General features: G+C 54.9%; 26 protein-coding genes and 1 tRNA gene. 13 read left to right on the top strand and 14 right to left on the bottom strand.

Going from position 1 to position 25,140, the window contains the following annotated elements; translation table 11 throughout:
* Positions 1–12: 12 nt before the first annotated feature.
* The 5 genes from DSM117340_RS03840 (at position 13) to DSM117340_RS03820 (ending at position 6,044) form a co-directional block, all read left to right on the top strand.
* Positions 13–207 carry a helix-turn-helix domain-containing protein gene (locus DSM117340_RS03840; RefSeq protein ID WP_354689869.1) on the top strand — a complete coding sequence of 65 codons (195 nt, stop codon included), beginning with the start codon at positions 13–15 and terminating at the stop codon, positions 205–207.
* A 100-nt stretch (positions 208–307) separates the two neighbouring features.
* Positions 308–2,713 (top strand): phage/plasmid primase, P4 family, encoded by a 2,406-nt coding sequence (locus DSM117340_RS03835; protein ID WP_354689868.1) that lies wholly within the window; start codon positions 308–310, stop codon positions 2,711–2,713.
* Positions 2,714–2,980: 267 nt separating this feature from the next.
* Entirely contained in the window at positions 2,981–3,211 is a 231-nt protein-coding gene (locus tag DSM117340_RS03830) for a hypothetical protein (RefSeq protein WP_354689867.1), read from the top strand.
* A gap of 579 nt (positions 3,212–3,790) precedes the next feature.
* Positions 3,791–4,723: a hypothetical protein gene (locus DSM117340_RS03825; RefSeq protein WP_354689866.1), complete on the top strand. Its 933-nt coding sequence runs from the start codon at positions 3,791–3,793 to the stop codon at positions 4,721–4,723.
* Between the two features lie 154 nt (positions 4,724–4,877).
* Positions 4,878–6,044 (top strand): Fic family protein, encoded by a 1,167-nt coding sequence (locus tag DSM117340_RS03820; RefSeq protein ID WP_354689865.1) that lies wholly within the window; start codon positions 4,878–4,880, stop codon positions 6,042–6,044.
* Between the two features lie 633 nt (positions 6,045–6,677).
* On the opposite strand, the gene DSM117340_RS03815 is transcribed toward DSM117340_RS03820, so the two are convergent.
* Both DSM117340_RS03815 and DSM117340_RS03810 read right to left on the bottom strand, forming a co-directional pair.
* Positions 6,678–6,767: transfer RNA gene (locus DSM117340_RS03815), tRNA-Ser, on the bottom strand.
* Positions 6,768–6,936: 169 nt separating this feature from the next.
* Positions 6,937–8,112 (bottom strand): anaerobic sulfatase maturase, encoded by a 1,176-nt coding sequence (locus tag DSM117340_RS03810; RefSeq protein ID WP_245724353.1) that lies wholly within the window; start codon positions 8,110–8,112, stop codon positions 6,937–6,939.
* A 175-nt stretch (positions 8,113–8,287) separates the two neighbouring features.
* On the opposite strand from DSM117340_RS03810, the gene DSM117340_RS03805 reads away from it, so the two are divergent.
* Complete coding sequence (locus DSM117340_RS03805; protein WP_089888004.1) at positions 8,288–9,640, top strand: sulfatase-like hydrolase/transferase; 1,353 nt, start codon at positions 8,288–8,290, stop codon at positions 9,638–9,640.
* Here DSM117340_RS03805 and DSM117340_RS03800 read toward each other — a convergent pair.
* Together DSM117340_RS03800 and ychF are read right to left on the bottom strand one after the other, a co-directional pair.
* Positions 9,637–9,885: a helix-turn-helix domain-containing protein gene (locus DSM117340_RS03800; RefSeq protein WP_177170617.1), complete on the bottom strand. Its 249-nt coding sequence runs from the start codon at positions 9,883–9,885 to the stop codon at positions 9,637–9,639. The two genes, DSM117340_RS03805 and DSM117340_RS03800, sit on opposite strands and share 4 nt — an antisense overlap.
* A gap of 308 nt (positions 9,886–10,193) precedes the next feature.
* Complete coding sequence (gene ychF, locus DSM117340_RS03795) at positions 10,194–11,291, bottom strand: redox-regulated ATPase YchF (protein ID WP_089888000.1); 1,098 nt, start codon at positions 11,289–11,291, stop codon at positions 10,194–10,196.
* Positions 11,292–11,540: 249 nt separating this feature from the next.
* Between ychF and trpA the strand changes: the two genes are divergently transcribed.
* Positions 11,541–12,332 (top strand): tryptophan synthase subunit alpha, encoded by a 792-nt coding sequence (gene trpA, locus DSM117340_RS03790; protein WP_089887999.1) that lies wholly within the window; start codon positions 11,541–11,543, stop codon positions 12,330–12,332.
* Here trpA and DSM117340_RS03785 read toward each other — a convergent pair.
* Entirely contained in the window at positions 12,329–13,573 is a 1,245-nt protein-coding gene (locus tag DSM117340_RS03785) for a response regulator (protein WP_177170616.1), read from the bottom strand. The two genes, trpA and DSM117340_RS03785, sit on opposite strands and share 4 nt — an antisense overlap.
* Before the next feature lie 143 nt (positions 13,574–13,716).
* Positions 13,717–14,265: a heme NO-binding domain-containing protein gene (locus tag DSM117340_RS03780; RefSeq protein WP_089887996.1), complete on the bottom strand. Its 549-nt coding sequence runs from the start codon at positions 14,263–14,265 to the stop codon at positions 13,717–13,719.
* A 137-nt stretch (positions 14,266–14,402) separates the two neighbouring features.
* On the opposite strand from DSM117340_RS03780, the gene DSM117340_RS03775 reads away from it, so the two are divergent.
* The 3 genes from DSM117340_RS03775 to DSM117340_RS03765 all read left to right on the top strand — a co-directional run bounded on the left by DSM117340_RS03775 (position 14,403) and on the right by DSM117340_RS03765 (position 17,089).
* The gene (locus DSM117340_RS03775; RefSeq protein WP_089887994.1) at positions 14,403–15,569 is read left to right on the top strand and encodes an alpha-hydroxy acid oxidase; all 1,167 of its coding nucleotides are present in this window, start codon (positions 14,403–14,405) and stop codon (positions 15,567–15,569) included.
* Positions 15,570–15,714: 145 nt separating this feature from the next.
* Positions 15,715–16,335, top strand: coding sequence for a hypothetical protein (locus tag DSM117340_RS03770; protein WP_089887993.1), 621 nt, complete (start codon positions 15,715–15,717; stop codon positions 16,333–16,335).
* A 118-nt stretch (positions 16,336–16,453) separates the two neighbouring features.
* Positions 16,454–17,089 (top strand): 50S ribosomal protein L25/general stress protein Ctc, encoded by a 636-nt coding sequence (locus tag DSM117340_RS03765; protein WP_089887991.1) that lies wholly within the window; start codon positions 16,454–16,456, stop codon positions 17,087–17,089.
* Between the two features lie 62 nt (positions 17,090–17,151).
* Here DSM117340_RS03765 and DSM117340_RS03760 read toward each other — a convergent pair whose 3' ends face one another.
* The gene (locus DSM117340_RS03760) at positions 17,152–17,826 is read right to left on the bottom strand and encodes an FkbM family methyltransferase (protein WP_271437248.1); all 675 of its coding nucleotides are present in this window, start codon (positions 17,824–17,826) and stop codon (positions 17,152–17,154) included.
* An 83-nt stretch (positions 17,827–17,909) separates the two neighbouring features.
* On the opposite strand from DSM117340_RS03760, the gene pth reads away from it, so the two are divergent.
* From pth to DSM117340_RS03745, 3 genes are read left to right on the top strand one after another with little or no spacing between them, the layout of a single operon-like run.
* Positions 17,910–18,590, top strand: a complete 681-nt coding sequence (gene pth, locus DSM117340_RS03755; protein ID WP_089887990.1) for an aminoacyl-tRNA hydrolase — start codon at positions 17,910–17,912, stop codon at positions 18,588–18,590.
* 54 nt (positions 18,591–18,644) lie between these two features.
* Complete coding sequence (locus DSM117340_RS03750) at positions 18,645–19,811, top strand: serine hydrolase (RefSeq protein WP_089887988.1); 1,167 nt, start codon at positions 18,645–18,647, stop codon at positions 19,809–19,811.
* Positions 19,808–20,185 (top strand): DUF2237 domain-containing protein, encoded by a 378-nt coding sequence (locus tag DSM117340_RS03745; protein ID WP_089887986.1) that lies wholly within the window; start codon positions 19,808–19,810, stop codon positions 20,183–20,185. The genes DSM117340_RS03750 and DSM117340_RS03745 overlap by 4 nt, the downstream gene beginning before the upstream one ends.
* 11 nt (positions 20,186–20,196) lie before the next feature.
* Here DSM117340_RS03745 and DSM117340_RS03740 read toward each other — a convergent pair whose 3' ends face one another.
* The 7 genes from DSM117340_RS03740 to ihfB form a co-directional block, all read right to left on the bottom strand.
* Entirely contained in the window at positions 20,197–20,712 is a 516-nt protein-coding gene (locus DSM117340_RS03740) for a response regulator transcription factor (RefSeq protein ID WP_089887985.1), read from the bottom strand.
* A 33-nt stretch (positions 20,713–20,745) separates the two neighbouring features.
* The gene (locus DSM117340_RS03735; RefSeq protein ID WP_089887984.1) at positions 20,746–21,216 is read right to left on the bottom strand and encodes a PepSY domain-containing protein; all 471 of its coding nucleotides are present in this window, start codon (positions 21,214–21,216) and stop codon (positions 20,746–20,748) included.
* 114 nt (positions 21,217–21,330) lie between these two features.
* Complete coding sequence (locus DSM117340_RS03730) at positions 21,331–21,882, bottom strand: hypothetical protein (protein WP_089887982.1); 552 nt, start codon at positions 21,880–21,882, stop codon at positions 21,331–21,333.
* A 198-nt stretch (positions 21,883–22,080) separates the two neighbouring features.
* Complete coding sequence (gene trpB, locus DSM117340_RS03725) at positions 22,081–23,334, bottom strand: tryptophan synthase subunit beta (RefSeq protein WP_089887980.1); 1,254 nt, start codon at positions 23,332–23,334, stop codon at positions 22,081–22,083.
* A gap of 192 nt (positions 23,335–23,526) precedes the next feature.
* Entirely contained in the window at positions 23,527–24,195 is a 669-nt protein-coding gene (locus DSM117340_RS03720) for a phosphoribosylanthranilate isomerase (RefSeq protein ID WP_245724350.1), read from the bottom strand.
* Positions 24,196–24,249: 54 nt separating this feature from the next.
* Positions 24,250–24,600 carry a LapA family protein gene (locus tag DSM117340_RS03715; protein WP_089887977.1) on the bottom strand — a complete coding sequence of 117 codons (351 nt, stop codon included), beginning with the start codon at positions 24,598–24,600 and terminating at the stop codon, positions 24,250–24,252.
* 3 nt (positions 24,601–24,603) lie between these two features.
* Positions 24,604–24,885, bottom strand: coding sequence for an integration host factor subunit beta (ihfB, locus tag DSM117340_RS03710; RefSeq protein ID WP_089887975.1), 282 nt, complete (start codon positions 24,883–24,885; stop codon positions 24,604–24,606).
* Between the last annotated feature and the right edge of the window lie 255 nt (positions 24,886–25,140).

Genomic DNA, 25,140 nt, shown 5'->3' with positions numbered 1-25,140 from the left:
CGGAGAGTTTCCATGCCTGACACACAAACCACACAGCGTTGGCTAAATGCCGAGCAAGTAGCCGCACGATATGGATGCGGTCGCGTCACAGTTTACCGGATGGTAAAGCGCGGCCAGATACCGGCCCCTGTCCAATTTTCTGGACGAATGAGCCGCTGGGACGTCGAAGGACTGAACACAGCCGACGAAAAACGCACCGCGCAATAAAAAACGCCACCGGGGGCAACGGCGGCGCTTTTAGGGGTTTTTGCACATTCCATATTTTAGCACGCTTTGCACACCGTTGCCAGTATAAGGCATCGAGTTGATGACACACGATATAAAAGAAGCGGCTTTGGATTATGCCGCGCGGGGATGGCACGTATTCCCGGCGCCACAGGGCGAAAAGAAATCCCATAAGTCTGAAAAACATTCGGGCACAAAATGGGGCGCGACTATCGACCCGGCAGAGATTGGGCGCGATTGGGCAAAATGGCCGCAAGCCAATGTTGGGATCGTGACAGGGCCGAAATCCGGATTCTTTGTGGTAGAAGCAGACACGCCACAAGGGCATGATGTTGATGGCATCGGCAACCTTGCCGCGCTGATCGACCAGAACGGGCCGTTGCCGCATACAATCGAGGCCCTGTCACCGTCGGGATCGTGGCATATCTATTTCAAGTGGCCTGATGGCGTGGACATTGCAAACAGTGCGGGCCAAGTGGCACCGGGCGTTGATGTGCGGGCCGATGGTGGCATGGTTATCGGCGTGCCAAGCGTTAAAACGGGCGCAGATCTGCCCTACCGCTGGAAGAACCCGCCGGGCTTTTTTGAGCTGGCCGATTGCCCAGAATGGCTACTGGCGCTTTGTGTTAAGCCACAGCGCAAACTGTCAGAACGTGTCATGCCAACTGTGGGCGGCAATAGCACCGCTTGGGCAGATACGGCGTTACGAGGTGAACTGGCAGAATTGCTGTTAGCACCAGAGGGGCAGCGCAATGACGCTCTAAACAAATCGGCGTTTAGCCTTGCGCAGATCGTGGCTGGGGGCGGCTTGGATGAACGCACCGTCAGAGAGCGCCTGAGCGCCGCTGCTAGTGGCATTGGCCTTGATCCGGCAGAGATTGCCGCGACTATCGAAAGCGGCTTTGTGGCAGGCTTACAGACGCCACGCGGGCCAATCGCGGAGGGCGGCAAAACGCAAGCCGCGATTGGCAACGCCCTTGATGGTTTTGATGCTGTAGGGCCTCAGCCGCGCAGCTTTGAAAAACTCTTGGAGGCGGCGAAGGCATTACAGCCGGGACAGATCGACGAAATGGAAGCGATTGTCACAGAGACAGCGCCGCTGAATCCCGTCCGACAAGATACCGTGTTTCGGGCGATCAAAGACGCCACGAAAATGACGCTTACCACGATCCGGGCGCAGCTATCGCAAGAGCGTGACACGATCCCGGAGCCGGATCAGTTGGACCTTGCGCGAATGGCGCTGGACACAATCGGGCGCGCCAATGTCATATGCACAGATGCTTTCGTTTGGCGCTGGCAGGCGCGGGGCGTCTGGACGCAACAGGATGACCGGGCGATCAAGCAAGCCGTGCAAGGGCGTTTAGATGGCGAAGCAATGATTGATGTGACAGCCAGCCTCGTGAATGGCGTGACCGATGTTTTAAAATCTGACATTTACAGGGAGGATCACAAATTTAACCTAGGCAATCCTGAAACCGTGAACTGTTTGAACGGTGAACTGGAATTACAGGGCGGCAAGTGGACCTTGCGACCGCATTGCAGGGAAAACTACCGCACAACGCAAATCCCGGTGGCCTACGATCCGCAGGCCGATGCGCCGCTATTCCGGGCCTTTCTTGAACAGGTCTTTCGGGATGATCCCGACATTCTGGACAAGATTAAATGTGTTATAGAATTGATGGGCTACACCCTAATGAGCCATGCGCGTCATGAATTGTTTGTCATGCTTATCGGGCCGGGCGCAAACGGCAAAAGCGTGTTGCTGGCGATCTTGGAAGGCTTGGCAGGTGTTGAAAACGTCGCTGGGGTTCAACCTGCAAACTTTGACCGCAGCTTCCAAAGGGCACACCTTCACCAGAAACTTGCAAATATCGTGACCGAACTGAAACAGGGTGAAGTAATAGCCGACGCTGAATTGAAGGCGATCACGTCGGGCGAACCTTCAACCGTTGAACACAAATTCAAAGATCCGTTTGTCATGCGACCTTTTGCAACGTGCTGGTTTGGCACAAATCACATGCCGCACACCCGCGACTTTTCGGAGGCACTATTCAGGCGGGCCACGATTCTGCAATTCAACCGGACCTTTGCCAAGCAAGAGCAAGACCCGCAGTTAAAAGGCAAACTGCTGACCGAATTGCCGGGGATCTTGAACATGGCCTTGAAAGCCTATGCGCTGGCCCTGACAGACGGCTTTACCGCACCCGCGTCCAGTGAGACAGCAAAGCAAGAATGGCGACTAGAGGCCGATCAGGTGGCGCAATTTGTGGACGATGTATGCACCCGCGATGCAGAGGCAAAGGCGACATCTACAGAAGTGTTTAGGGCCTATCAGGATTGGGCCGCGTCGAACGGCATTAACAAGACCATGAGCCAAAAGGGGTTGCGGGAACGCCTGACACGTCTGGGCTTTGGTGCCAACAAAGACCGGGTGGCCCGCTACGTGACGGGCCTGCGCGTGCCAAGCTGGTTGGAGGCGCAGCCGTGACGCTTGTGACGCATGTGACGGGTGTTTCCACATTCAAAAACTGTGACAGAAAACTATGTTTATTGAATCGCGTTGAAAAATTGGGTGTTTCACTATTACAAAAAATGTTTTTTCGCGATTATATGCATCTGGGAAAACCCGTCACACCCGTCACACCCGTCACACGGTGGTAAGTAACGCAAATTGTGCAATTATCACGGCACTTTTTCGGAGCAAATCACAGCCAAATTTGCTATGCTTTCGTAGATCACAGCCGGAGCCTGACAGATGCTAGACAGCCCCTCTGAACCCGTGAAGTCGAAGCGCCGACCATTCACGACAGAGGCCCGCGTCCGCCGAGAGGTCGAGCGCGCCGTGGAAACCGTCCTTGACCGATGGGCGACAGGCAACACTGCAGCTGAGACGGCGGCTTATGTCGAGAAGCTACGCCTGACAGCCGCGCACCTACGCACCGAGGCGTTGGCTATCGAAGAACTGGCAGACGAAGAGGCGCAGTGAGCGGGTCCTCTGGCAAAGCCGTGATTGAGGGTGGTTCGCGCGGCTTTTGCATCTTAGCGCCAGCAAATTTTGTAGGGGGTTTATGTTTACCTTGCGGAAATGACGTTACTAGAAAAGGTAGGTTAGGGCTGTTCGTGGCACCGGACGCATAACTGAATGAAGTGTATCCTTAACTGTATCCAGCTTTAGCGCACCTACCAAAAAGCCCCAACAAAACAGTATTTTATGTAGTCTTTATGGCGGAGGGAGCCAACCTGGCCCCCAAATCTCTCTCGATCCAACCCGTTGAAATCATTGAATCCAAATCGCGAACCTGTGTGACATGCCTCGAGATGGTCTGACATCCAAACTATCCACAAAATTCTAGAGGGTATCCCGATCGCATTGCAGGTCTGCAGATTGCAATCATGCAGAAAAACGTTCGGGCAAAGACCTCGACAGGCCCCCTACCCCAGCTTGATGACGGCCATCAGCTGACCCCGGCGATTTTCGCTTCCCTGAGAGGGGTGCCAAAATGTAAGCAAGACCCATCACCCTGACATAGCGTCATTTTTAAACGCCGCTGTGGAGCCCGGCAAGATGAATTCGACCCTATCCCTCCTTCTGGTCTTCCTAAATCAGTTTTTCATACCGCGGCACAATGCGCAACTAAGGCTGCTAAAGGCCCAGATCACAATCTTGCGGGTACGCATTCCAACGGAAAGGATCATCCTGTCGCCTGCCGAAAAAGCCGAACTGTTACGCATCGGGGAAGAATGCGGGCATGATGTCGACGGGCTAATGAAAGTGGCCAAGCCCGCGACCTACAAGCGCTGGCTTTCCCAGATGCGCGGTGGGCGCCCCTTTCAGGCCGTGGGACGACCGCGCCTGACGCAGGAACTTCGCGACGTCGTCACCCGCATCGGATCTGAAAACCTCCTCTGGGGCTACAAGCGGATCGCAGGGGAGTTGAAAAAGCTGGGGCTCTATGCTGACGCCAATTCTGTCAAACGCATCCTCAATGATGCGGGCATCCACCCGAGCCCTGAGAGGCGCAAGAAGAAGCCGGCCCTGCCGTGGACCACCTTCATCGGGGCACACATGGAAACAATGGTTGCCTGCGACTTCTTCTCAAAGACTGTGTTTACGCTACGCGGGCCGAGGACTGCCTATGTACTGATGTTTATCCATCTCGACAGCCGCCGCGTCTTCTGCAGCGCACCGACCTATGCCACCGACTCGGAATGGGTGACCCAGCAGGCCCGAAACACTTTGATGTGGTGCGCAGAACAAGGTATCACGCCAGAGTTCCTAATCCGTGATGCTGACACAAGGCTTGATCACGCCGGATTCATCTTGCTGAGTTTCGTTACAGCCTTAAAAAAATTATCCGAAGTCAACGTGATGGCGCAACGCATACATTTTGGTACCCCTCTCAGGAAAGGCCAAAGACGCTTAGAAAGGCACAAAGCAGCGCTTGCGCAACTTCAGAGCCGAAGTGATCAGTTTGGACCGAATGTTCGCGTCAACTGAGCTCAGCCAGCGCATGTTACTCTCCCGAAATAATGGCGCGAGAACGCCACGGTGTCACTGGTTGATGCGGCGTTCCATACCGGTTTCGAGCAAGGATATCAAAAAGCGCGGCTGGCACCCTCCGGGAGATTGCCCACTATATTCTCCGCACATAATGCGGCTTTTACTCTTGCCAGTGCAGAGAAAAAGTCGGATTATCCCTGTAAATTTTGCGGAGAATATGATGCAAATCTGGGAACGGGACACTTGGCCTAACCTAACTTGGCAAGACGCGCACGTCGCCACGTGCCTAGCTGAGGTGCGCCATACCCAGGGCAGACTGATCGGCAGAATGGAAGCGCTAGGCTTCAAGCTGCGCGAGGAAGCAGTGCTGCAGACGCTGACACAGGACGTCGTCAAGACAAGCGAAATCGAAGGTGAACAGCTCGACGCCACTCAGGTGCGGTCATCGCTGGCACGTCGCCTTGGCATCGACATTGGCGCCCTGCCCCCGACGGATCGTAACGTCGAAGGCATCATCGAGGTCATGCTTGATGCCACGCGCAACTACGACGCTCCACTGACAGCGGAACGCCTATTCGGCTGGCATGCCGCCCTGTTTCCGACCGGGCGTAGCGGCATGACACTCATCCGCGTCGGGGATTGGCGCGATGACAGTACCGGTCCGGTGCAGGTGGTGTCAGGACCCTACGGCCGAGAACGCGTGCATTACACAGCGCCACCTGCCTCTAGGGTCGCGGCGGAGATGGAAGCATTTCTCGCCTGGTTCAACGCACCGATTTCATCCGATCCGGTAATCAAGGCGGCCCTGGCGCATCTGTGGTTTGTGACGATCCACCCCTTCGAGGATGGCAACGGACGGATTGGTCGTGCCATCGCTGATCTTGCGCTGGCGCGGTCAGAGGGGAGCTCACAAAGGTTCTACAGCATGTCAGCGCAGATCCGGACAGAACGGAGCGTATACTATGATCAACTGGAGCAAACGCAGAAGGGCGAAACGGACGTAACAGAGTGGGTTTTATGGTTCCTCGCGTGCCTGGATCGCGCCATCCGTGGAGCGGATAGCGTACTCGCTGCAGTTGTCGCGAAGGCTCAATTCTGGGAGCGCGCAGCTCCGATGCCGCTGAACGAGCGACAGATTAAGGTTCTGAACCGTTTACTTGACGGCTTTGAGGGTAAGATGACCACGTCGAAATGGGCGACGATTGCGAAATGCTCTCAGGATAGTGCAAGTCGCGACATTGCAGCCTTGATTGAACTTGGGCTGATGCGGAAAGGCGAAGCCGGCGGCCGCAGCACAAGCTACAAGCTGGTTCTATAACGCGAGCAGACCGAATTTTCATCCGTCAACCTGCAAAACCGGTCCGCTCCAGTATGCCCGAACATCATCGACCATCACTGGTTTCGGCTGATTACCAATGATTACGGCTATTCGAGGGGTGCGACGCGTCAAACGTTGACATGGCGTTGACATGAAACGCGCTTATAAATCCCCAGTGTTTTACTAGGAAACTAAGCCTTTGATTTATTTTAGGATTTTGGTTGCGGGAGTAGGATTTGAACCTACGACCTTCAGGTTATGAGCCTGAATTTGCCAGCACTTTGCTAGCGGCCCATTTTTTTGAAACTGGTACATCCAATTGCCGAAAGACACTAATTTGAAACTGGAAATGCCTCAGAATCAAATTAATTAGATGATCCAGACTTTCTCTTAGTTTAGGCCGCCATTGGCCCCAAAAAAACTGACGACGGGCAGTCTTATATTTGGTAAGCGATCAGCTTCTCATCCCGTTAAGATATCACGCTAGTTTCACACAGTAATCTAGCAACCAATTTTTCCAACAAAGCTTACGTACAGCAATTAAATTACTGAGAAAAGTGTATCCGCAACTGTATCCAAACAGGCCAATTCTTGGTAAAAATACAATTAAATCAATTACTTAAGCCAGGTTAATGGCGGAGACGAAGGGATTCGAACCCTCGAGACCCTTCCGGGCCTACTCCCTTAGCAGGGGAGCGCCTTCGACCACTCGGCCACGTCTCCGCCGACGGGTATACAAGCGCAAGAGACGGATTTACAAGGTGTTTTCTAAGGTTTTTCAAATTTCTTCTGGCCCCAACAAATGGCTAAAAATACCCATAAAATAAAGGCTGAACGCACACTCATGTTCGCAGCACCCTACAACGCAAATCTTAGGTGCAGCCCTAGAGGCTCAAGCTTTTCCACCCGTTGCGGGAATCCCGTTGGAAACTTGCCAAGCCATTTTTTGCAGCCGAGGGCCTGCGTGTCTGAAAAACGCCGTGTAGCTTTCGCAAAAATAATTGTGCCCCGCCTCGCCCGACTTTGATGTGCCAAAACGGTGTTTGGGGCACCCACCATTGCACGCAAAGCGAAACTCGCACGCGCGGCACTGAGCAGTCAGGGAGGCCTCTTTGTCTTGGCCAAAGGCAGCCTGCCGATCACTCCACAGCATTTCGCGCAGGGGCGTCTCACCAATCTCTCCAAGCTTGTAGTCTGGGTACACGTAGTGATCACACGCATACAGGCTACCATCATGCTCAAGGGCAAGACTGTTGCCGCAGGTCTTGGCAAAAACACACAGTGCAGAGGGTTGCCCCATCCAGAGACCGAGCTGCACATCAAAGAACTGCACAGAGACGCGCCCCACATCGTCTTTGAACCATAGATCAAAGACATCGCACAAAAACTTACCATACGCGCGCGCAGCCACGCTCCACTCCGTCACTTTATTTTGCGGGGCCATGTCCTGCTGTGGCGCACCTGCAAGGCTTTCCCCAGCACTGCGCTCCGCAATTGGGATAAACTGGATATGGTCAAATCCTTTTCCCGTTAAAAAGCGATAAACATCACGGCCTTTGCCACCATTCGCACGGTGGACAGTTGTCAGTGCATTATGACGCACCTCATGGCGCTGAAGCACCTCTAGCCCGCGCATGACAGCGTCAAAGGTTGGGCGTCCGGCGCGATCAACGCGGTACCTGTCATGCACAGCTTTTGGCCCATCCACACTCAACCCAACAAGAAAGTCGTTCTCGGCCAGAAACACACCCCATGCCTCATCGAGCAAAATCCCGTTGGTTTGAAGCGCGTTGGAAACTGGCACACCCGCTGGCAGGTGTTTTCTCTGCAGGGTCACAATCTTGCGGAAATATTCAACGCCAAGCATCGTTGGCTCACCACCCTGCCAAGCAAAGTGAACTTCACCCATACCGCTTTCCAGCCCAGACGCGATCGTCTGGGAAATATAGCGTTCCAAAACGTCATCAGACATCCTGAATTTCTTTTCATCCGGATAAAGCTTTTCTTTTTCAAGGTAGTAGCAATACTTGCAATCAATATTGCAGCGCGGCCCAATCGGTTTGGTCATAATATTAAACGGCAACGGCTGCATAAAACTGTCCTACTTTGACCCTTTTATATGTGGCCGAAATCAACTCTGACTTAAAGCTTCTTTGATAGACCCGCGCCAGAAAGCCAGATATCACTTCCCAAAAGAAGGGCTAAAGCCCTCACAGTTGGTATCGAGTTGAGGAAAGCAGAGCATGTCGACACAAGACGCGCGCAAGAACGTCATTCTCATCACATTTGATGATGCAGTCGCCTTTTGGAAATACAAAACCGCCTTTGGCGAAGCCCTACAAACGCCCAATCTGGACCGCATTTGCGCAGAGTCCACAGCCTTTCAAGCGGCCTATTGTCAGGCTCCCGTTTGCAGCCCATCGCGCGCCAGCTTCATGTCAGGGCAATCGCCGCATCAATCAGGTGTCACGGGCCCCTACAAAAACTATTTTGAGAAAATCCCAGCAGAGGCGATGTGGCCTTACAAACTCAAGCAAGCCGGATACTTTTGCTCTTCAGGCGGCAAAGTCATGCAAGGCTATGACGCCCTGCCCGACGAAATCCACCAAACTCTCTTTTCCGACAATCCCAAGAAGTTTCGTGGCGATTGGCAGATCCCCGAGGCCATCAGCATCGAGTTTGGCGGGCTACGCGGCGGCAAAGCGGCCAAAGACGAAAAAGACGACCCGCGATTTTACGACCACCAAGCAGCCAATTCGGCACGTTCTTTCTTCAACAATTACAAAGAAGATGCCCCGTTTTACCGCGAGATCGGCTTCTACGGGCCGCATGGCCCTTGGATCACACCGCGTCGCTTCAAAGAGATGTATGACGAGAAAAACTTCAGAAAGCCAAAGGCTTGGCAAGAGGGCTTTGACGAGAGCGCCTTTATGGAGCTACACAATTCGCAAAATCTAAACGCCGACAAGTTCAAGCAATGGCGCAAAAGCGTGCGCAATTACTTCTCCGCACTCAGCCACACAGATTATCACTTGGGCCGCATCTGGGACGCGCTCAAGGCCTCACGCTTTGCCGACAACACCTTGGTCATCATCGCCTCTGATCACGGGCTCCACCTCGGCGAGCGCAACCGCTTTCGCAAGCACACCCTATGGGAGCAGGTCGCCAACGTGCCTCTGATCATTCACGATCCCGAGCAGCCCGTCGCCCAAGTGGTCAGTGACCCTGTGGCGCTGCTCGATATCGGCCCCACCGTGATGGATTATGCGGACCTGCCCCCACTCGACGGAAGCCTCGGCCGCTCCTTGCGCCCCCAAATGGACTGGGCACGCGCACCTGACCGCGCAGTGCCAACCTTCCTGCATCAGAGCGCCGCAGTGCGCAAAGGCAAGTACCGTTTCATCCGCTACAGTGACGGCTCCACACAGCTGTTTGATCTATCAAAAGACTGGTGGCAAACTCGTGACCTAGGCCCAGATCACCCCGCTTATGCCCAAATGCAGGCCGCCCATGCCGCCTGTTGTCTTGAGTATGGCTTTGATGTCACTGCGCCCCTGCCTGAAACAGGCGAGCCGCAGAACATGGATGACGACTAGGCCTTGCGCAACGCCGCAATCATTTTGATGGGGTCTGTCGCGATCAAAGCCAAAAGCTTCAAAGCTGGCCCGCCTGGCGTACGCGCACCGCGCTCCCACGCGCTGTAACCATAGTCGCCCATCCCCAAAAGCGCGGCCATCTCTTCTGCCGTCAAACCTGCGGCGCGGCGGATCGCTTCAGGCGTCGTCAAGTCCTGCGCCAATGCGGGTATGCCAGTGAGGGGTTTTGAATCCTGATGTGTCATTTGTCTGTCCTGCTCAAATTGGCCGTGTTCCGATGCGGCGTTTGTTTGGCCCTTCTCAAGGGGCCAGAAAGCGCATGGGCGGAACATCATTTGAAGATAAAAGACAAAACACCAAGCACACAGGAGCCTGTGGAAAAACCACGACTCCATTACAATTCATGAACTTACAGTGCTTGTTTCATGTGGAGAGCCTAGCAGGCTCATGCCCAGAATTCAACCAATGCCCAAAAGCCCCGTTGCGCAAATGCAGCAGAGCAAGCCCCGCGCGCGCCCTTGACCACAGTCAAAGCCGTGCGCGGAGCTTGGTTTTATTTATTGAACAAGAAGTGCAATACATCGCCGTCTTTGACGACATAAGCCTTGCCCTCGGCGCGCATCTTTCCGGCTTCTTTCGCGCCTTGTTCTCCGCCATTGGCAACAAAATCAGCATAGGCAATCGTCTCAGCGCGGATGAAGCCTTTTTCAAAGTCGCCATGGATCACGCCCGCCGCCTGCGGCGCACCTGTACCCTCGCGGATCGTCCAAGCACGCGCTTCCTTTGGGCCGACTGTGAAGTAAGTCTCAAGGTGCAAAAGATTGTAGCCCGCACGGATCAAACGGTCGAGACCTGCCTCAGCAAGGCCCATTTCCTCCAGAAACATTTCGGCTTCATCGTCTTCCAGCTTGCTGATCTCTTCCTCGATCTGCGCAGAAATAACGACCGCGCCTGCGCCCTGCTCCGCTGCCATAGCCGCGACCGCATCAGAATGTGCATTCCCCGTGGCCGCGCTGCCCTCGTCGACATTGCACACATAAAGAATTTTCTTAGAGGTCAGCAATTGGAGGTTTTTCCAAGCTTTCGCGTCTTCCGCATCCACTTCGACAAGTCGCGCAGGCTTGCCCTCTTCCAGCATCGCCTGCGCCGCAGCGAGCAAACGGTCTTGCTGGGCGGCCTCTTTGTCATTGCCCTTGAGCTTGCGCACGAGCCCCTGACGGCGTTTCTCAACGCTCTCCAGGTCCGCGAGCATGAGCTCAGTCTCGATGACTTCCGCATCTTCCACAGGATTCACGCGCCCTTCGACGTGGGTTACATCTCCGTCTTCAAAGCAGCGCAGCACATGGGCAATCGCGTCAGTTTCCCGAATATTGGCCAAAAACTGGTTGCCAAGCCCCTCGCCCTTACTTGCGCCCTTCACAAGCCCGGCAATGTCCACAAAGGTCATTCTCGCTGGAATGATCGACTTTGACCCTGCAATCTCTGCAAGCGTATCAAGGCGCGCATCCGGCACATTGACCTCACCAACATTCGGCTCAATCGTGCAAAACGGAAAGTTCGCCGCTTGCGCCGCCGCCGTTTTTGTCAGCGCATTAAACAAAGTTGACTTGCCCACATTCGGCAAACCCACAATACCCATCTTAAAGCCCATGGCTTTTCTCCCGCATATGCTGTTGTGCGCCTCATAAGCCCTCGCCCGCCCCGCTGCAACACACTCGCTTCACACTGCACTTTTTTCTTATCCCAGTCTTCCCTGTGAGAAGAGCAAAACGGCAGAATTTGCATCAAGAGGGCCGCCCTCGCGCCCTCCAAGGGAGCAAAGCAGGTTTGGAAACCACTTCCTATTGATTTCCCCACTGCTTTTGGGGCACATCTGCCTCAACATAAAAAGGAATGCCCCATGAGCCGCATCGACGCCACATTCGCCGCCCTTCAAGCCGAAGATAAAAAAGCCTTCGTGGCCTACATCATGGCGGGTGATCCCGATGTTGCCACCTCCCTTGAGGTGATGAAAGGCATGCCCTCGGCAGGCGTAGATATTATCGAACTGGGCCTGCCCTTCACCGATCCGATGGCAGATGGACCAACCATCCAGCTGGCGGGGCAGCGCGCTCTTGAGGCGGGCATGACGCTCAACAAAACACTCGCTATGGCGACAGAGTTCCGCAAGACCAATGAGACAACACCGATCGTATTGATGGGCTACTACAATCCGATCTATTCTCATGGCGTCGAGGCCTTCCTCAAAGACGCCAAAGCCGCAGGGATCGACGGGCTGATCGTGGTGGACCTTCCGCCTGAGGAGGATGTTGAGCTTTGCATTCCCGCGCAAGCCGCAGGCCTAAACTTCATTCGTCTGGCCACACCAACAACAGATGACGCCCGCCTGCCCAAAGTGCTCCAAAACACATCTGGCTTTGTCTACTACGTCTCAATCACAGGAATTACAGGCTCCGCCGAGGCGCAGGCAGAAGATGTTGCCCCGGAAGTCGCACGGATCAAATCCAAAACTGATCTCCCGATCATTGTGGGCTTCGGCATCAAAACACCCGCGCAGTCAGAAGCCATCGCCAGTGTTGCAGATGGCGCAGTGGTTGGCTCCGCGATCGTTGATCGGATCGCAAAGGGTGACACACCCGCTGATGTCCTCACTTTTGTGAAGTCACTGGCCGATGGGGCCCATCGCGCTTAAGCGCGCGACACACGCTGCGACAGGAACGAGCCGATCACGCGCACCAGCTCTGCACGCCCCACAGGTTTTGCAATATGGGCATCGAGTCCTGCGTCCAGATAGTCGTTGACTTGATGCGACATCGCATTTGCCGTCAGCGCGACAATAGGGACACGTGGCTCTGCACGCTCAATCGCCTCTTCGCGAATACGCAAGGCTGCGGCAATGCCCCCCATCACAGGCATATTGATATCCATCAGAATGAAATCAGGCTTGGCGCGCCGCCACAGGTCAACAGCATTCACGCCGTCCTCGGCCTCCAAGACCGTCAATTTGTAGCGTTTAAGGTATTGCGTCACAACTTTGCGATTTACCGCGCTGTCATCCACCACAAGAATGGTCCAATTGCGCGCTTCTAAAAGCGCCTCCGCGCTCGCCAGATCGGCACAGTGAGTCCGCGCCTCAGGCGGCTCCGCTGACTTGAGGCGCACCTGAAACTCCGCAACCGTCCCCTTGCCTTCCTCCCCATCCAGCGTGATGGCCCCGCCCATCAAATGGCATATACGCCGTGTGATCGTCAGCCCAAGTCCGCTTCCGCCAAAGCGATGGGCAATCTTTGGATCGGCTTGTGCGAAAGGCTTAAAGAGGCCATCCCGCGCAAAAGCACTCAGTCCAAGACCCGTATCCTCAACCAAGACATCCAGACCATAAACGCCGCCCGCCTCTTGCCTGACCCTTGCTTTCAAAAGAATTGTGCCGTGTGCCGTGAACTTGACCGCATTAGACAAAAGATTGCCAAAAACCTGCCGGAGCCTGAATTCATCGCCAAAAAGCCACCGCTCACAACTTGCATCTGTGTCAAACAGGAGCGTCAGCCCCTTCGCAGAAGCACTCAAACCAAAATGCTGCTTCAGGCTTTTCAAGACGTTGGGCAAATAGAACGCCGCATTGCTCAATTCGAGCTGCCCCGCCTCTATTTTGCTGAGGTCCAGAATATCGTTCACAACAGTGCGCAGCACATAGCCCGCCTCTTTCATGACTTCGAGCAAATCGCGCTGCTCGTTTGTGAGCGCCGTGCTGTCGAGTGCACTCATCATCCCCAACACGCCGTGCAAGGGTGTGCGGATTTCATGGCTCATCGAAGCCAGAAAGCTTGACTTGGCATCATTCGCAGCCTCGGCCTGCGCCCGGGCCTGTGCGGCCTCTTCTGCCTCACGGGTCCGCTCGGTCACCGCCAGCTCAAGCGCCTGTGCCTGCTGCATAAGCCTTTGATTAGCTTCAAAAAGTTCGCGACTCTTCGCTTCTAGAAGCCGCTCAGCACTTTGCCGTGCCGCCCTCTCACGCTCATAGCGATTGCGCGTAACCGGGCCCGCCTGCGTCATATGATGCCTTTCAGCGCGCACCCTCAGGCCTTCTCCAAACCAATCAAGAATACGACATGCGCAGGGTGTCCATCAGAGCGATCATCGACAGAAATCACACCAGGTGTGCCGTAGTGGGTCAGGCAGGCCTCAATCAGGCCGTGGCAAAATGATTGAAGCGGACGCGCAGATTTATAGGTCATACTCATCTCCGTTTCTGAAGTCTGAAGCGTCTCAAACGACGGCAGTTCGGCGTCTGGGTAAAGCTTGCGCACTTCCACATGCACTTCGTTCTCTATTGAAGCCAACATATCAAAAGCCGACTTTTTGTCGGTAAAAAACTCCCCATAATTTTCCACAAAATAGCTGAACATCCAGTGCCCAAACATCTTCTGTAAATCTTCTGCAGGCGCATCCAGCCGCTCGCTAAAGGCTCCCACAATACTGAACAGTTCGCCGCAAGAGTAGCTTCCAATCGCGCTATAAGCACCGCCACTCTCAAGCGTCAGACTGTCAAGCACCTCATCCACAAGCTCTTCGCCAGCATTGGCTTCGGCCATACGCAATAGCTCAACAAAAATTACGCCCTTCATAGAGGTCTCCTTTTTTTCTCCAGCAGACCCTAGCCGCGCAAAGTTTAAGCGGCCCTAAACAAGGGTAAATTCGATTGCAGGAAACCCTTTGTATTGGTAACCATTTCATACCAATTTTAGCGAAAGAGAGACCCGTTATGCCCGTGATCACGAATATCAACGATCTCAAGCGCATCTACGAGCGCCGTACACCACGCATGTTTTACGACTATTGTGAAAGCGGCAGCTGGACGGAGCAAACCTTCCGCGAGAACACCTCTGACTTTGACAAGCTCTACCTGCGTCAGCGCGTTGCCATTGACATGGCAGGTCGCAGCACTGCGACACAGATGATCGGGCAAGACGTCTCCATGCCCGTCGCCCTCGCACCCGTGGGTCTGACAGGCATGCAAAACGCGGATGGAGAGATCAAAGCCGCACGCGCTGCCGAAAAATTTGGCGTGCCCTTCACGCTATCGACCATGTCGATCTGCTCAATCGAAGATGTGGCTGAAAATACAGAAAAACCTTTCTGGATGCAGGTTTACACGCTCAAAGACGATGACTTCATGCAGCGCCTCTTTGACCGTGCAAAAGCCGCCAATTGTTCTGCCGCCGTGATCACGGTCGATTTGCAGCTCCTCGGACAACGTCACAAAGACCTCAAAAACGGCCTCTCCGCTCCGCCCAAGTTGACAGTGAAATCTGTCGCAAACATGATGACTAAGGTTCAGTGGGGCCTTGGCATGCTTGGCACGAAACGACGCTTTTTTGGCAACATCGTGGGCCATGCCAAAGGCGTGGAAGACGCGAGTTCACTGACCACATGGACATCAGAAGCCTTTGACCAATCGCTTGACTGGGATCGTATCCGCGCATTCCGCAAAATGTGGGACGGTCCCCTGATTATCAAAGGCATCATTGATGCCCGCGACGCGATTGAAGCGCTCAATGTGGGGGCCGACGCGATCATCGTGTCCAACCACGGTGGCCGACAACTTGATGGAGCGCTCAGCTCGATCCGCGCGCTCCCCGCCATTATGGATGCTGTGGGCGATAAGATCGAAGTTCATCTGGACAGCGGCATTCGCTCGGGACAAGACGTTCTCAAAGCCATGGCGATGGGCGCGAAAGGAACCTACATCGGCCGCGCTTTTGTCTATGGCCTCGGCGCAATGGGCGAAGCAGGGGTCACAAAAGCGCTGGAAGTCATTCACAAGGAGCTAGATGTATCCATGGCGCTGTGCGGCAAGACAGACATCAAAGACGTCAACCGCGACATCCTCATGATTCCCAAAGGTTTTGAAGGCGACTGGCAGACATAAGGGCTGACTGTCACGCGCTTTGCACACAACCAGCCGGGGGCTTTGCCCCCAGACGAAGGCCAAACTGGGCCAAAAAGAAAGGGTATTTTCACACCCTTGATCTAAGCCTAAGCTGGCCAGAGTACTGTGAAAAGGCGGGTAAAACGTGCAGATCTTTTTCAAACAAAACCTCGCGATGCTGGCCGTGCCCAAGACAGGTACAACCGCACTCGAAGCGGCTCTGCGCGGCAAGGCGGATATTTTGTTTAAGGGCAGACGCAAGCACATGTCTGCAGCCGCCTTTGACAAACACTGCGCGCCGTTTCTGCGCAATGCATACAAGCTCACGCCAGAACGTATTGCTGTCATCCGTGACCCCCTTGATCATCTGCGCAGCTGGTACAAATACCGCACTCGCGAGGTCTTGCTATCGAGCCCCAAATCCTCCTCTGGCATGAGCTTTGATGCATATGTGCGGGATGCACTTTCCAATCCGCATTTACCTCATGTCAATGTTGGGACGCAGTTCAAATTTCTCTCTCTCAAGAACGGCACATTGCCCCTGCACCATCTCTTTGCCTATGAGCAAATGCCCGCGTTACTCGACTTTCTCGAAGAACGCTTCGGGCGCCCTATTGCCCTCAAGCAAGCCAATACCTCCCCCGCGATCACAACAGAAATCACCCCTGAAACAGAGGCCCGCTTCCGCGCTGCGCGTGCAGAAGATTATGCACTTTACGAACGCGTTCTAAAGGCGGGAGGGCACTTGGAACTGGAATACAGCTAAAAACGCTGAAAATCGGGGCAAAACCCCTTGCCAATATAGCCCAAACCAGCTATCGCCCAGCCTTCACGCGGGGATACAGCCTTGGAGGATCCCCGCCCTAACTTATGGAGTATTCAACATGGCTGGACAGATCCCAGATCTTCACGCCGAGGCACGCACGGGGACAGGCAAGGGCGCCGCTCGTCAGGCACGCCGCGACGGCATGGTTCCCGGAATCGTTTATGGCGGCGAAGGTGAGCCTTTGCCCATCAACATTCCCTTCAACAAGCTTTTGAAAAAGCTCAAAGAAGGCCGCTTCCTCTCGACCCTTTTCAACCTCAAGGTTGAAGGTCAGGAAGACGTGCGCGTGATCTGCCGTAACGTGCAGCGCGACGTTGTCAAAGACTTGCCAACGCACATCGACTTGCTGCGCCTGCGCCGCACGTCACAAATCGCTCTCTTCATCCACGTTGATTTCATCAACGAAGAAGAAGCACCCGGCATCAAAAAAGGCGGCGTTCTTACAGTCGTACGCCCAGAAGTCGAGCTTATGGTCACAGCGGGCGATATCCCTGAGAGCATCACAGTCGATCTTGCTGGCCTCGACATTGGCGACATCGTTCACATCTCTGATGTAACGCTGCCAGAAGGCGCAAAGCCAACTGTTGATCGTGACTTCGTCATCGCCAACATCTCTGCTCCATCAAGCCTGCGCTCAGCTGGCGACGATGAAGAAGAAGCAGACGCAGAAGCTGAAGGCGATTCAGCCGAATAAGCTGGCACTGCCAACCAATCAGAAAAGCCCGCCCTCATCGGCGGGCTTTTTTTGTTTCTGCCTCAGACCCGCCGCAGCGCCAGAAGCGTCCCGCGCGAGGCGACAGGGTCATAGGTGAGGCCAGAGCGAGAGAGCATATCAACGATCTCTTTGATCACCTTGCCACTCTCATATTGCTTTGGGTGCAGCTCGATCACCACTTGCTTGACTGAGCGAGGCCATTTCGCAGCAAAGAGATATTGCTCCGCGCCCTCAATATCCATGATCACAAAATTGGGTGCCACATCCGCAAGCAGCGTCTCAATCCTGAGCGCAGGCACATCCACGATCCCGGCACCTGTATCGGCGGCCCCCGCAATCCGCGAGGCCCAGAACTGCTTGGCGCAAGCAAAAGCGAGCGAATGGCCCTCATAGTCTTGCCCAACAACGGCTCCATGGCGCAGATCAATCTCAGCCACGCCATTCAGCGCATAATTGTCTCGGATCGCCATAATCATATCGGGGTTGGCCTCCACAGAGGTCACATTTTTAGCGCCGACAATCCGCGCAGCCAGCGCGCCGATATAGCCGAGCCCTGCTCCCAACTCGAGCACACGCTGCCCTGCCTTTACCCGCATCATAACCGCGCGGGCTTCGGAGCCTTCATACTCTCCCGAGGCGAGCTTGCCGCGGATCTTATCTGTCAGCTGTCCCTCAGGGCAAACCAACGCCACACCATTCAACTCAAAACGCTCCACACACCACACTCCCACTCACATAGGTTGAATCTTAGGGTCCAGATGCCTAAACCACAATAACAACCAGCGTGTGAAAGGCTCCCATGCAAATCTTCGTCGGCCTCGGCAATCCAGGCGCAAAATACGCCCAGAACCGTCACAACATCGGCTTTATGGCACTCGATGAAATCGCAAACGCTCATGGCTTCGGTCCGTGGAAGTCTCGGTTTCAGGGCCTCGTAAGCGAAGGGCGCTTTGGCTCAGACAAAGTCGTGCTGATCAAGCCGGAAACCTTTATGAACCTCTCAGGCCAGTCCGTCGGCGAGGCGATGCGTTTTTACAAACTCACACCCGATGACATCACCGTCTTTCATGACGAGCTTGATCTTGCCCCCGGCAAATGCCGTGCCAAGCTCGGCGGCGGCCACGCTGGTCACAATGGCCTGCGCTCGATCCATGCCCATATCGGCCCTGAATATCACCGTATTCGCCTCGGCATCGGCCACCCGGGCCATAAAGATGCAGTCGCGCGCTATGTTCTCAACGATTTCGCCAAGGCCGAAGCTGGCTGGCTTGATGATCTCTTGCGCGGCATTGCCGATGGCGCTCCAGCGCTCGCCCAAGGCGACACAGGGCGCTTTATGAACGCGGTGGCACTGCGCGTACAGCCGCCTCGTGAAAAGCCCGCCAAAGCGAAGCCCTCAGACACACCCCAAGCCTCAGATCAGGCGCCTGAGCCAGACGCTCGCAGCCCAATGCAGAAGCTAATGGACAAGTTCAAATAGCCCCCCTTGCGGCGCGTCCTGAAGCCCCTTACGCTTCTTTAAAACGGAGGCATCATGCGCACATTCGGTAAATGGCTCGGCCGCACACTTCTGGTGCTGATCTTGCTTGCAGGCGCGCTCTATGCTTGGAAACGCGAAGAAATTACGCGCGTGCTGGCGGTGAACTCGCTCTTCTCCGCCGATAAGATCGTGCACAACTTCTCCCATATGGACACAATGTTCCTCTCGGTGCCTGTGCCACGCGGGGACGCCCCAGTCTCCGCGCTCATCATTGGCCAGGCTATCACCCTGCCGGATACCTATGACGCATGGGTGACTGAGCGTGCCATAACAAGTGCCGTGGTGCTCAAAGACGGTCTTCTGCGCCACGAGGCTTACTACCTAAGCACTGGTCCCGACGATCGGCGTATCTCATGGTCGGTGGCCAAGTCTTTTATCTCTGCCCTCCTCGGCGTGCTCTTGGAAGAAGGCACAATCGGCTCAGTCAATGACCCCGTAACCCAATATGCCCCCGCCCTTCTCGGAACAGCCTATGACGGCGCGAGTATTGAAGATGTGCTTCAGATGGAAAGCGGTGTGCGCTTCAATGAGGACTACCTCGACTTCTGGTCTGACATCAACAAAATGGGACGCGTTCTGGCGCTTGGCCAGTCCATGGATGGCTTCGCTGCTGGCCTCACAGAGACAAACGCTGCAGCAGGCAAAAGCTGGCAATACGTCTCGATTGACACGCACATCCTTGGGATGGTGATCCGTGGCGCAACGGGCCGCCCCATCTCTGAGCTTCTCTCAGAGCGCATCATCGCCCCCCTCGGGCTCGAGCAAGCGCCCTACTATGTCACAGACGGCTATGGAACGGCCTTCGTGCTCGGTGGCCTCAATCTCACAACACGAGATTACGCTCGTTTTGGTCAAATGATCGCCCAAAACGGCCTTTGGAACGGTGTGCAAGTCATCCCCGCAGCTTGGATCGCCCAAAGCACCCGCCCCTCCGCCAAAACGGTGAAAGGCAATACACAATATGGCTATCAATGGTGGATGCCGTCCGACGCCCGCGATGGCGAGTTTTTTGCTCGCGGCATCTATGGGCAGTACATCTACATCAACCAACCCCTCGGCGTGGTGATTGCGATCAACTCAGCCGATAAGAAATTCCGCGAAGCTGGCGTAAGTTTCTCCAACACCGCCATGTTCCGCGCCATAGCAGAGGCAGCCCAATGACACCTGATGCATCGATAAATGTCCTCGGCGGCGCGCTTGCGCATTGTTCCTCTGATCCGCTCACAGGCTATTTCCGCGATGGCGCTTGCAACACTTGCGCCGCAGATACAGGCTCCCATACCGTCTGTGCCATCATGACAGACGAGTTCCTCGCCTTCTCTAAATACGTCGGCAATGATCTCTCCACACCGCGCCCCGAATTCGGGTTTGCGGGCCTTAAGGCAGGCGACAGTTGGTGCCTTTGCGCCGCCCGCTTCCTGCAAGCCCATGACGAAGGCTGCGCCCCCAAAGTTTCGCTGGCAGCCACGCACGCCCGCGCACTCGACATTGTGCCACTGAGGGTTCTTCAAGAGCACGCTGAGCCCCAAGGTTAAAGCTCAAGCCTTTAAGCTTGGCAGACGTTGTTTTCTATTATATCAGGTTCGGGAACAAGCAGATCTTCAATAAACAAGCTCAGCAGTTGCGCCCGCCCACTCACGCCAGCTTTGCGATAAATAGCGTTGCTTTGCGCCTTGATCGTACCTTCCGAACTGTCGCGCAAACGCGCCATTTCACCGATAGAAAACCCTTGAAGAGAAAAGAGGGCAACATCCTGCTCGGCCGGTGTCAGCCCCCAAGACACAAATTGCTGTTCCAGATGATCCCTGAACTCTCGGCGTACAGTGCGCAGACTCTCTTCCGCACGGCGTGATCGATTGAGCGAGCGCCGCAGCGCGATCCAGCCCAGAATAACACCCAGAACAAGCCCGATTGCGGCACCAATTTCCAAGAGCTCACGCGTCTGCCAACTAATAGGAGTAGCGCGCAGACCCAGAAGCGTAGCAAGAATATCAAACACGAAGAAAACAGCGCAGGCCCCTTGCAGGAGCATCAAGAGAGCAATCAATTTACCCTGTTTCATGCGTTGCCCCGCTCTTCTGGCGAGTTGATCTGATCAGTCATCCCCACCATCTCCGTCACCGTCACCGTCGCCGTCGTCACCGCCATGGCCACCATCGTCACCACCATCATCACCACCGTCGTCACCGTCGTCGCCGTGGTCACCACCATCGTCTCCATCACCGTCGTCACCGCCTTCATCGCCACCGACGTCGTTGCCATCTTCTCCCCCATCGCCTGAAGGCAACGTCAAGAGCCCACCATGTCCAGCTTTTGAAAAGTCTCGCAGTATCTCGCCAGTGCGCGGGTTGAAAATGATTTCCCGCTCGCCAGCAGATCCCGTCGCCTCGACGCGTATACGGCCCAAAAAGGTCCGCGACACCTCGACAGTGGAATACCCTAGATCTTTGAGCTGGCTTGCCACTTTGGCTGCAAAGGCATCACCTTTGCTGTCTGCATGTGCCGCAAATGGTGCGAACGACAGAGCAACTAGGACGGTTAATATGATGCTAATTCGACGATACATTCCCATGTCCTACAAAACTGCTGGCATCCGTTTTCCGAATGCCAGCATACAGTTTTCATCAACGCGACGCTAACGGATCACGCCTGACTTGGCAAAGCAACGCTAAGCGCAGCCTCAGTCGTCGCCGTCACTATCGCCATCACTGTCGCTGTCGCCACCGTGGCCATCACTGTCACTGTCTCCGCCGTGGCCGTCGCTGTCGCTATCTCCGCCGTGGCCATCATGGCTATCGCTGTCGTGACCATCACTTTCACCGTCACCACGCCCGTGATCATCGCTACTATCATGACTGTCGTTGCTGTCATGGCCATCGTTATCATCATGACTGTCGTTGCTGTCGTGGCCATCGTTATCATCGTGACTGTCGTTGCTATCATGGCTGTCGTTATCATCATGGCTGTCACTGCTATCGTGACCATCGTTGTCATCGGCATAAGAGGCGTCCTGCGAGATCACGGCACCTGTGTCGCTGTCATAGGTGATATCCACGACAATACCTTCCTTGACCGCTTGCACATTCACTTGATTGCCGCTCGTGCTGACATCAATGTTGGAATAGCCCTGCTCTTGAAAGGTATTGAGAGCCGCCTCTTCAAAAGTGCCGGCGTTGACATGTACACAGAAGCCAAGAACCAGTGCTGTCGTGGTCATAAGAATGCGTTTCATGGGGTCGTCCTTTTCTCAATTGCGTTCAACAAGTCTCGCTTGCTGAGTTGAGAAAAGTGCATCTCGCTCAAATCCTCTATAGGCCCCAGGTTTAAGTTGGCCAAACTACACATGCGGTTTAGCCACATAAACCCGAGTTATAGGCAACAAAAAAGGGCTCACCAATGATGAGCCCTTTTCATACCTGTCGGCAAAGCCTTAGTCCGCCTCGCGCCCTTCTGTGTCAGACATATCAAAGCCAAGGTGCTTGGCGACCGTATAGATGTCTTTGTCCCCGCGGCCACACATATTCATCACAAGGATATGCTCGGGTGGCAGCTTTGGCGCAATCTTCATCACATGCGCCAGCGCGTGGCTGGGCTCAAGTGCAGGAATAATCCCCTCCAAAGCACAAGACAGCTGGAAGGCTTCCAGTGCCTCTTTGTCGGTGATGCTCACATATTGCGCGCGCTTCGTATCATGCAGCCACGAATGCTCAGGGCCAATTCCTGGATAATCAAGCCCCGCAGAGATAGAGAACCCCTCAAGAATCTGCCCGTCATCATCCTGCAAAAGATAAGTCCGGTTGCCATGCAAAACGCCTGGTCGCCCGCCCGTCAAAGACGCACAGTGCTCCATCTTGGCGTTCACACCCTTGCCGCCGGCCTCAACACCAATGATGTTCACGCTTGGATCATCCAGAAACGGATAGAACAGCCCCATAGCATTTGAGCCGCCGCCAATCGCCGCAATCAAGGTATCGGGCAAACGCCCTTCGCCTTCCTGCTCGGCAAGCTGCCAGCGCACTTCTTTACCAATGATGCTCTGAAAATCGCGCACCATCGCTGGGTAAGGATGCGGCCCTGCGACCGTGCCAATGCAATAAAACGTATCGCGTACATTCGTAACCCAGTCGCGCAACGCATCGTTCATCGCGTCCTTCAGCGTGCCACGACCCGACGTTACAGGGATCACTTCCGCACCAAGAAGGCGCATACGGAACACGTTTGGCGCTTGACGCTCAACATCGTGCTTGCCCATGTAAACAACGCATTGCAGACCAAACTTCGCACAGACCGTCGCGGTAGCAACGCCGTGCTGTCCTGCACCTGTCTCAGCAATAATACGTTTCTTGCCCATGCGGCGCGCCAAAAGGATCTGCCCCAAAACGTTGTTGATCTTATGAGCGCCCGTGTGGTTGAGCTCGTCCCGTTTGAGATAAATCTTCGCGCCACCAAGGTGCTGGGTCAGCCGATCAGCATAGTAAAGCGGACTCGGACGGCCAACATAATTGGCCCAAAGATCGTCCATTTCAGCCCAAAAGCTCGGGTCCGTCTTGGCTTTCTCATACTCGGCCTCAAGACCAAGGATCAGCGGCATCAAAGTCTCGGAAACAAACCGTCCGCCAAAGTCGCCAAAGCGGCCGTTTTCGTCAGGCCCGTTCATGAAGGAGTTGAAAAGATCGTCGGCCATAAGATGCCCTCTCTGTCAGCGTTTGACTGTTGGTAAATGCCCCCGCGCCCAAGAGCAAGGCAAACGCACTCAAAAGCCGCCGCCCCTGCTTTTTCTTTCCAAAAATATCTCGGTGGAGGCTTCATACGCCCAATGGTTTATGAAACAGCGGGCTGCCCCCCGTTGGGTCGGATTTGCAGAGCAAATTCCAAATCAGCGTAGAGCCGCCACAAACTCCGCAATCCTGCGTGCATCTTTCACACCTGCGCCCGCCTCAACGCCCGAGGACACATCCACTTGCCGCGCACCCGTCATCTGGGCCGCTTGACGAACATTCTGCGGCGTCAGCCCGCCTGCGAGCATCCAAGGCTTGCGCCAATATTTGCGCCCCGAGAGCAACCGCCAGTCAAAGGAAAGCCCGTTTCCACCGGGCAAATCCGCGCCTTTGGGCGGCTTTGCATCAATCAAAAGCTGGTCCGCCACCTCTTCATAGAGCGCTATTTGCGCCATATCCTCCACATCGGCCACACCCACCGCCTTCATCACAGGCAAGCCATACCGCGCGCGCACCTCAGAAACACGCTCAGGGCACTCATGGCCATGAAGCTGCAACATATCCAGCGGCACAGCCCCCACGATCGCGTCCAGTTCGGCGTCATCCGCATCCACCACAAGCGCCACCTTGGCCAAACCAACAGGGGCTTCCAAAGCCAAAGCGCGCGCCGTTTCAATGTTCACATTGCGTGGCGATTTCTCAAAAAAGACAAACCCCGCATACTGTGCGCCCGCAGCGGCCACAGCCGCAACATCCTCTGGACGCGTCAGCCCGCAAATTTTCACCCTGATGTCCATTGGCCCTACCCGCTCTTTCTCGTCTGACATAAAAAAGGCGCGAAGCTCTCGCCCGCGCCCGCTTGTCTGCCTGTCTATCTGACTTCAGCTTGCTTTTTCAAGCAGTGCCAGAACCTCGTCGCCGTGCTCTTCGCTGCCAGTCTTGATACGTTTCAACTCGCCTTCAAGCTTCTTCACTTCCCCACGGTGGCGCGCGGCCTCAGCGCGGTGCTTGTGCTCCCGCAACCACTCCCAGACAAAGCCCATCAAAAGCCCAGCCAAGATACCGATAAAAATCACGACAAACAAAGGCAGCTCAATAGAAAAGCCATACCCCGTTGCCTGTGCAAGGGCTTCTGGCAAAAGGTTCAAGGTGACAACGTCTGCGTTGGCCAAGGCCACTGTTATCAAACACACGGCCAAAATTGCCAGAAACACATACCTGATCAAGCGCATCACTTACTTCCCGTTCAGTCTGTCCCGAAGCAGCTTGCCAGTCTTGAAGAACGGCACATGCTTTTCTTCAACCTCCACAGCTTCGCCCGTCCTCGGGTTGCGCCCTGTCCGTGCGTCGCGTTGCTTGACAGAAAAGGCCCCAAAGCCGCGTAGCTCAACACGGTCGCCCGCAGCCATAGCGTCAATGATCTCTTCGAAAATGGTATTAACAATTCTTTCAACATCACGCTGAAAGAGGTGCGGATTTTCTTCCGCAATCTTTTGAACAAGCTCCGAGCGGATCATGTGAATCTGTCTCCCCAGGCAGAAGTTTTATTTTTTTTCTTCACCGACTATAGAAGAAATTTTTCATTGAGGAACCTACTTCCTTGCCTCAATCACGGAAAAATGGAAGTAAAATCAGGGGTTTTGCAGCCATTTGGCACACTCTCTCCCTGCCGCAGCGCAGCAAGGCGACAAAGCTGGCGCTGACATTCACCACATCCACTTCCGATTCGCAGCTGCATTTCGACAAAAGAAAAGGCCCCGCAGCTTGCACCG

Origin of the sequence: Lentibacter algarum (genome assembly GCF_040580765.1) — a bacterium.
GTDB classification, from domain to species: Bacteria; Pseudomonadota; Alphaproteobacteria; order Rhodobacterales; family Rhodobacteraceae; genus Lentibacter; species Lentibacter algarum.
Note: the sequence above shows the minus strand (reverse complement) of the source record. Positions and strands in the feature narration are given on the sequence as shown.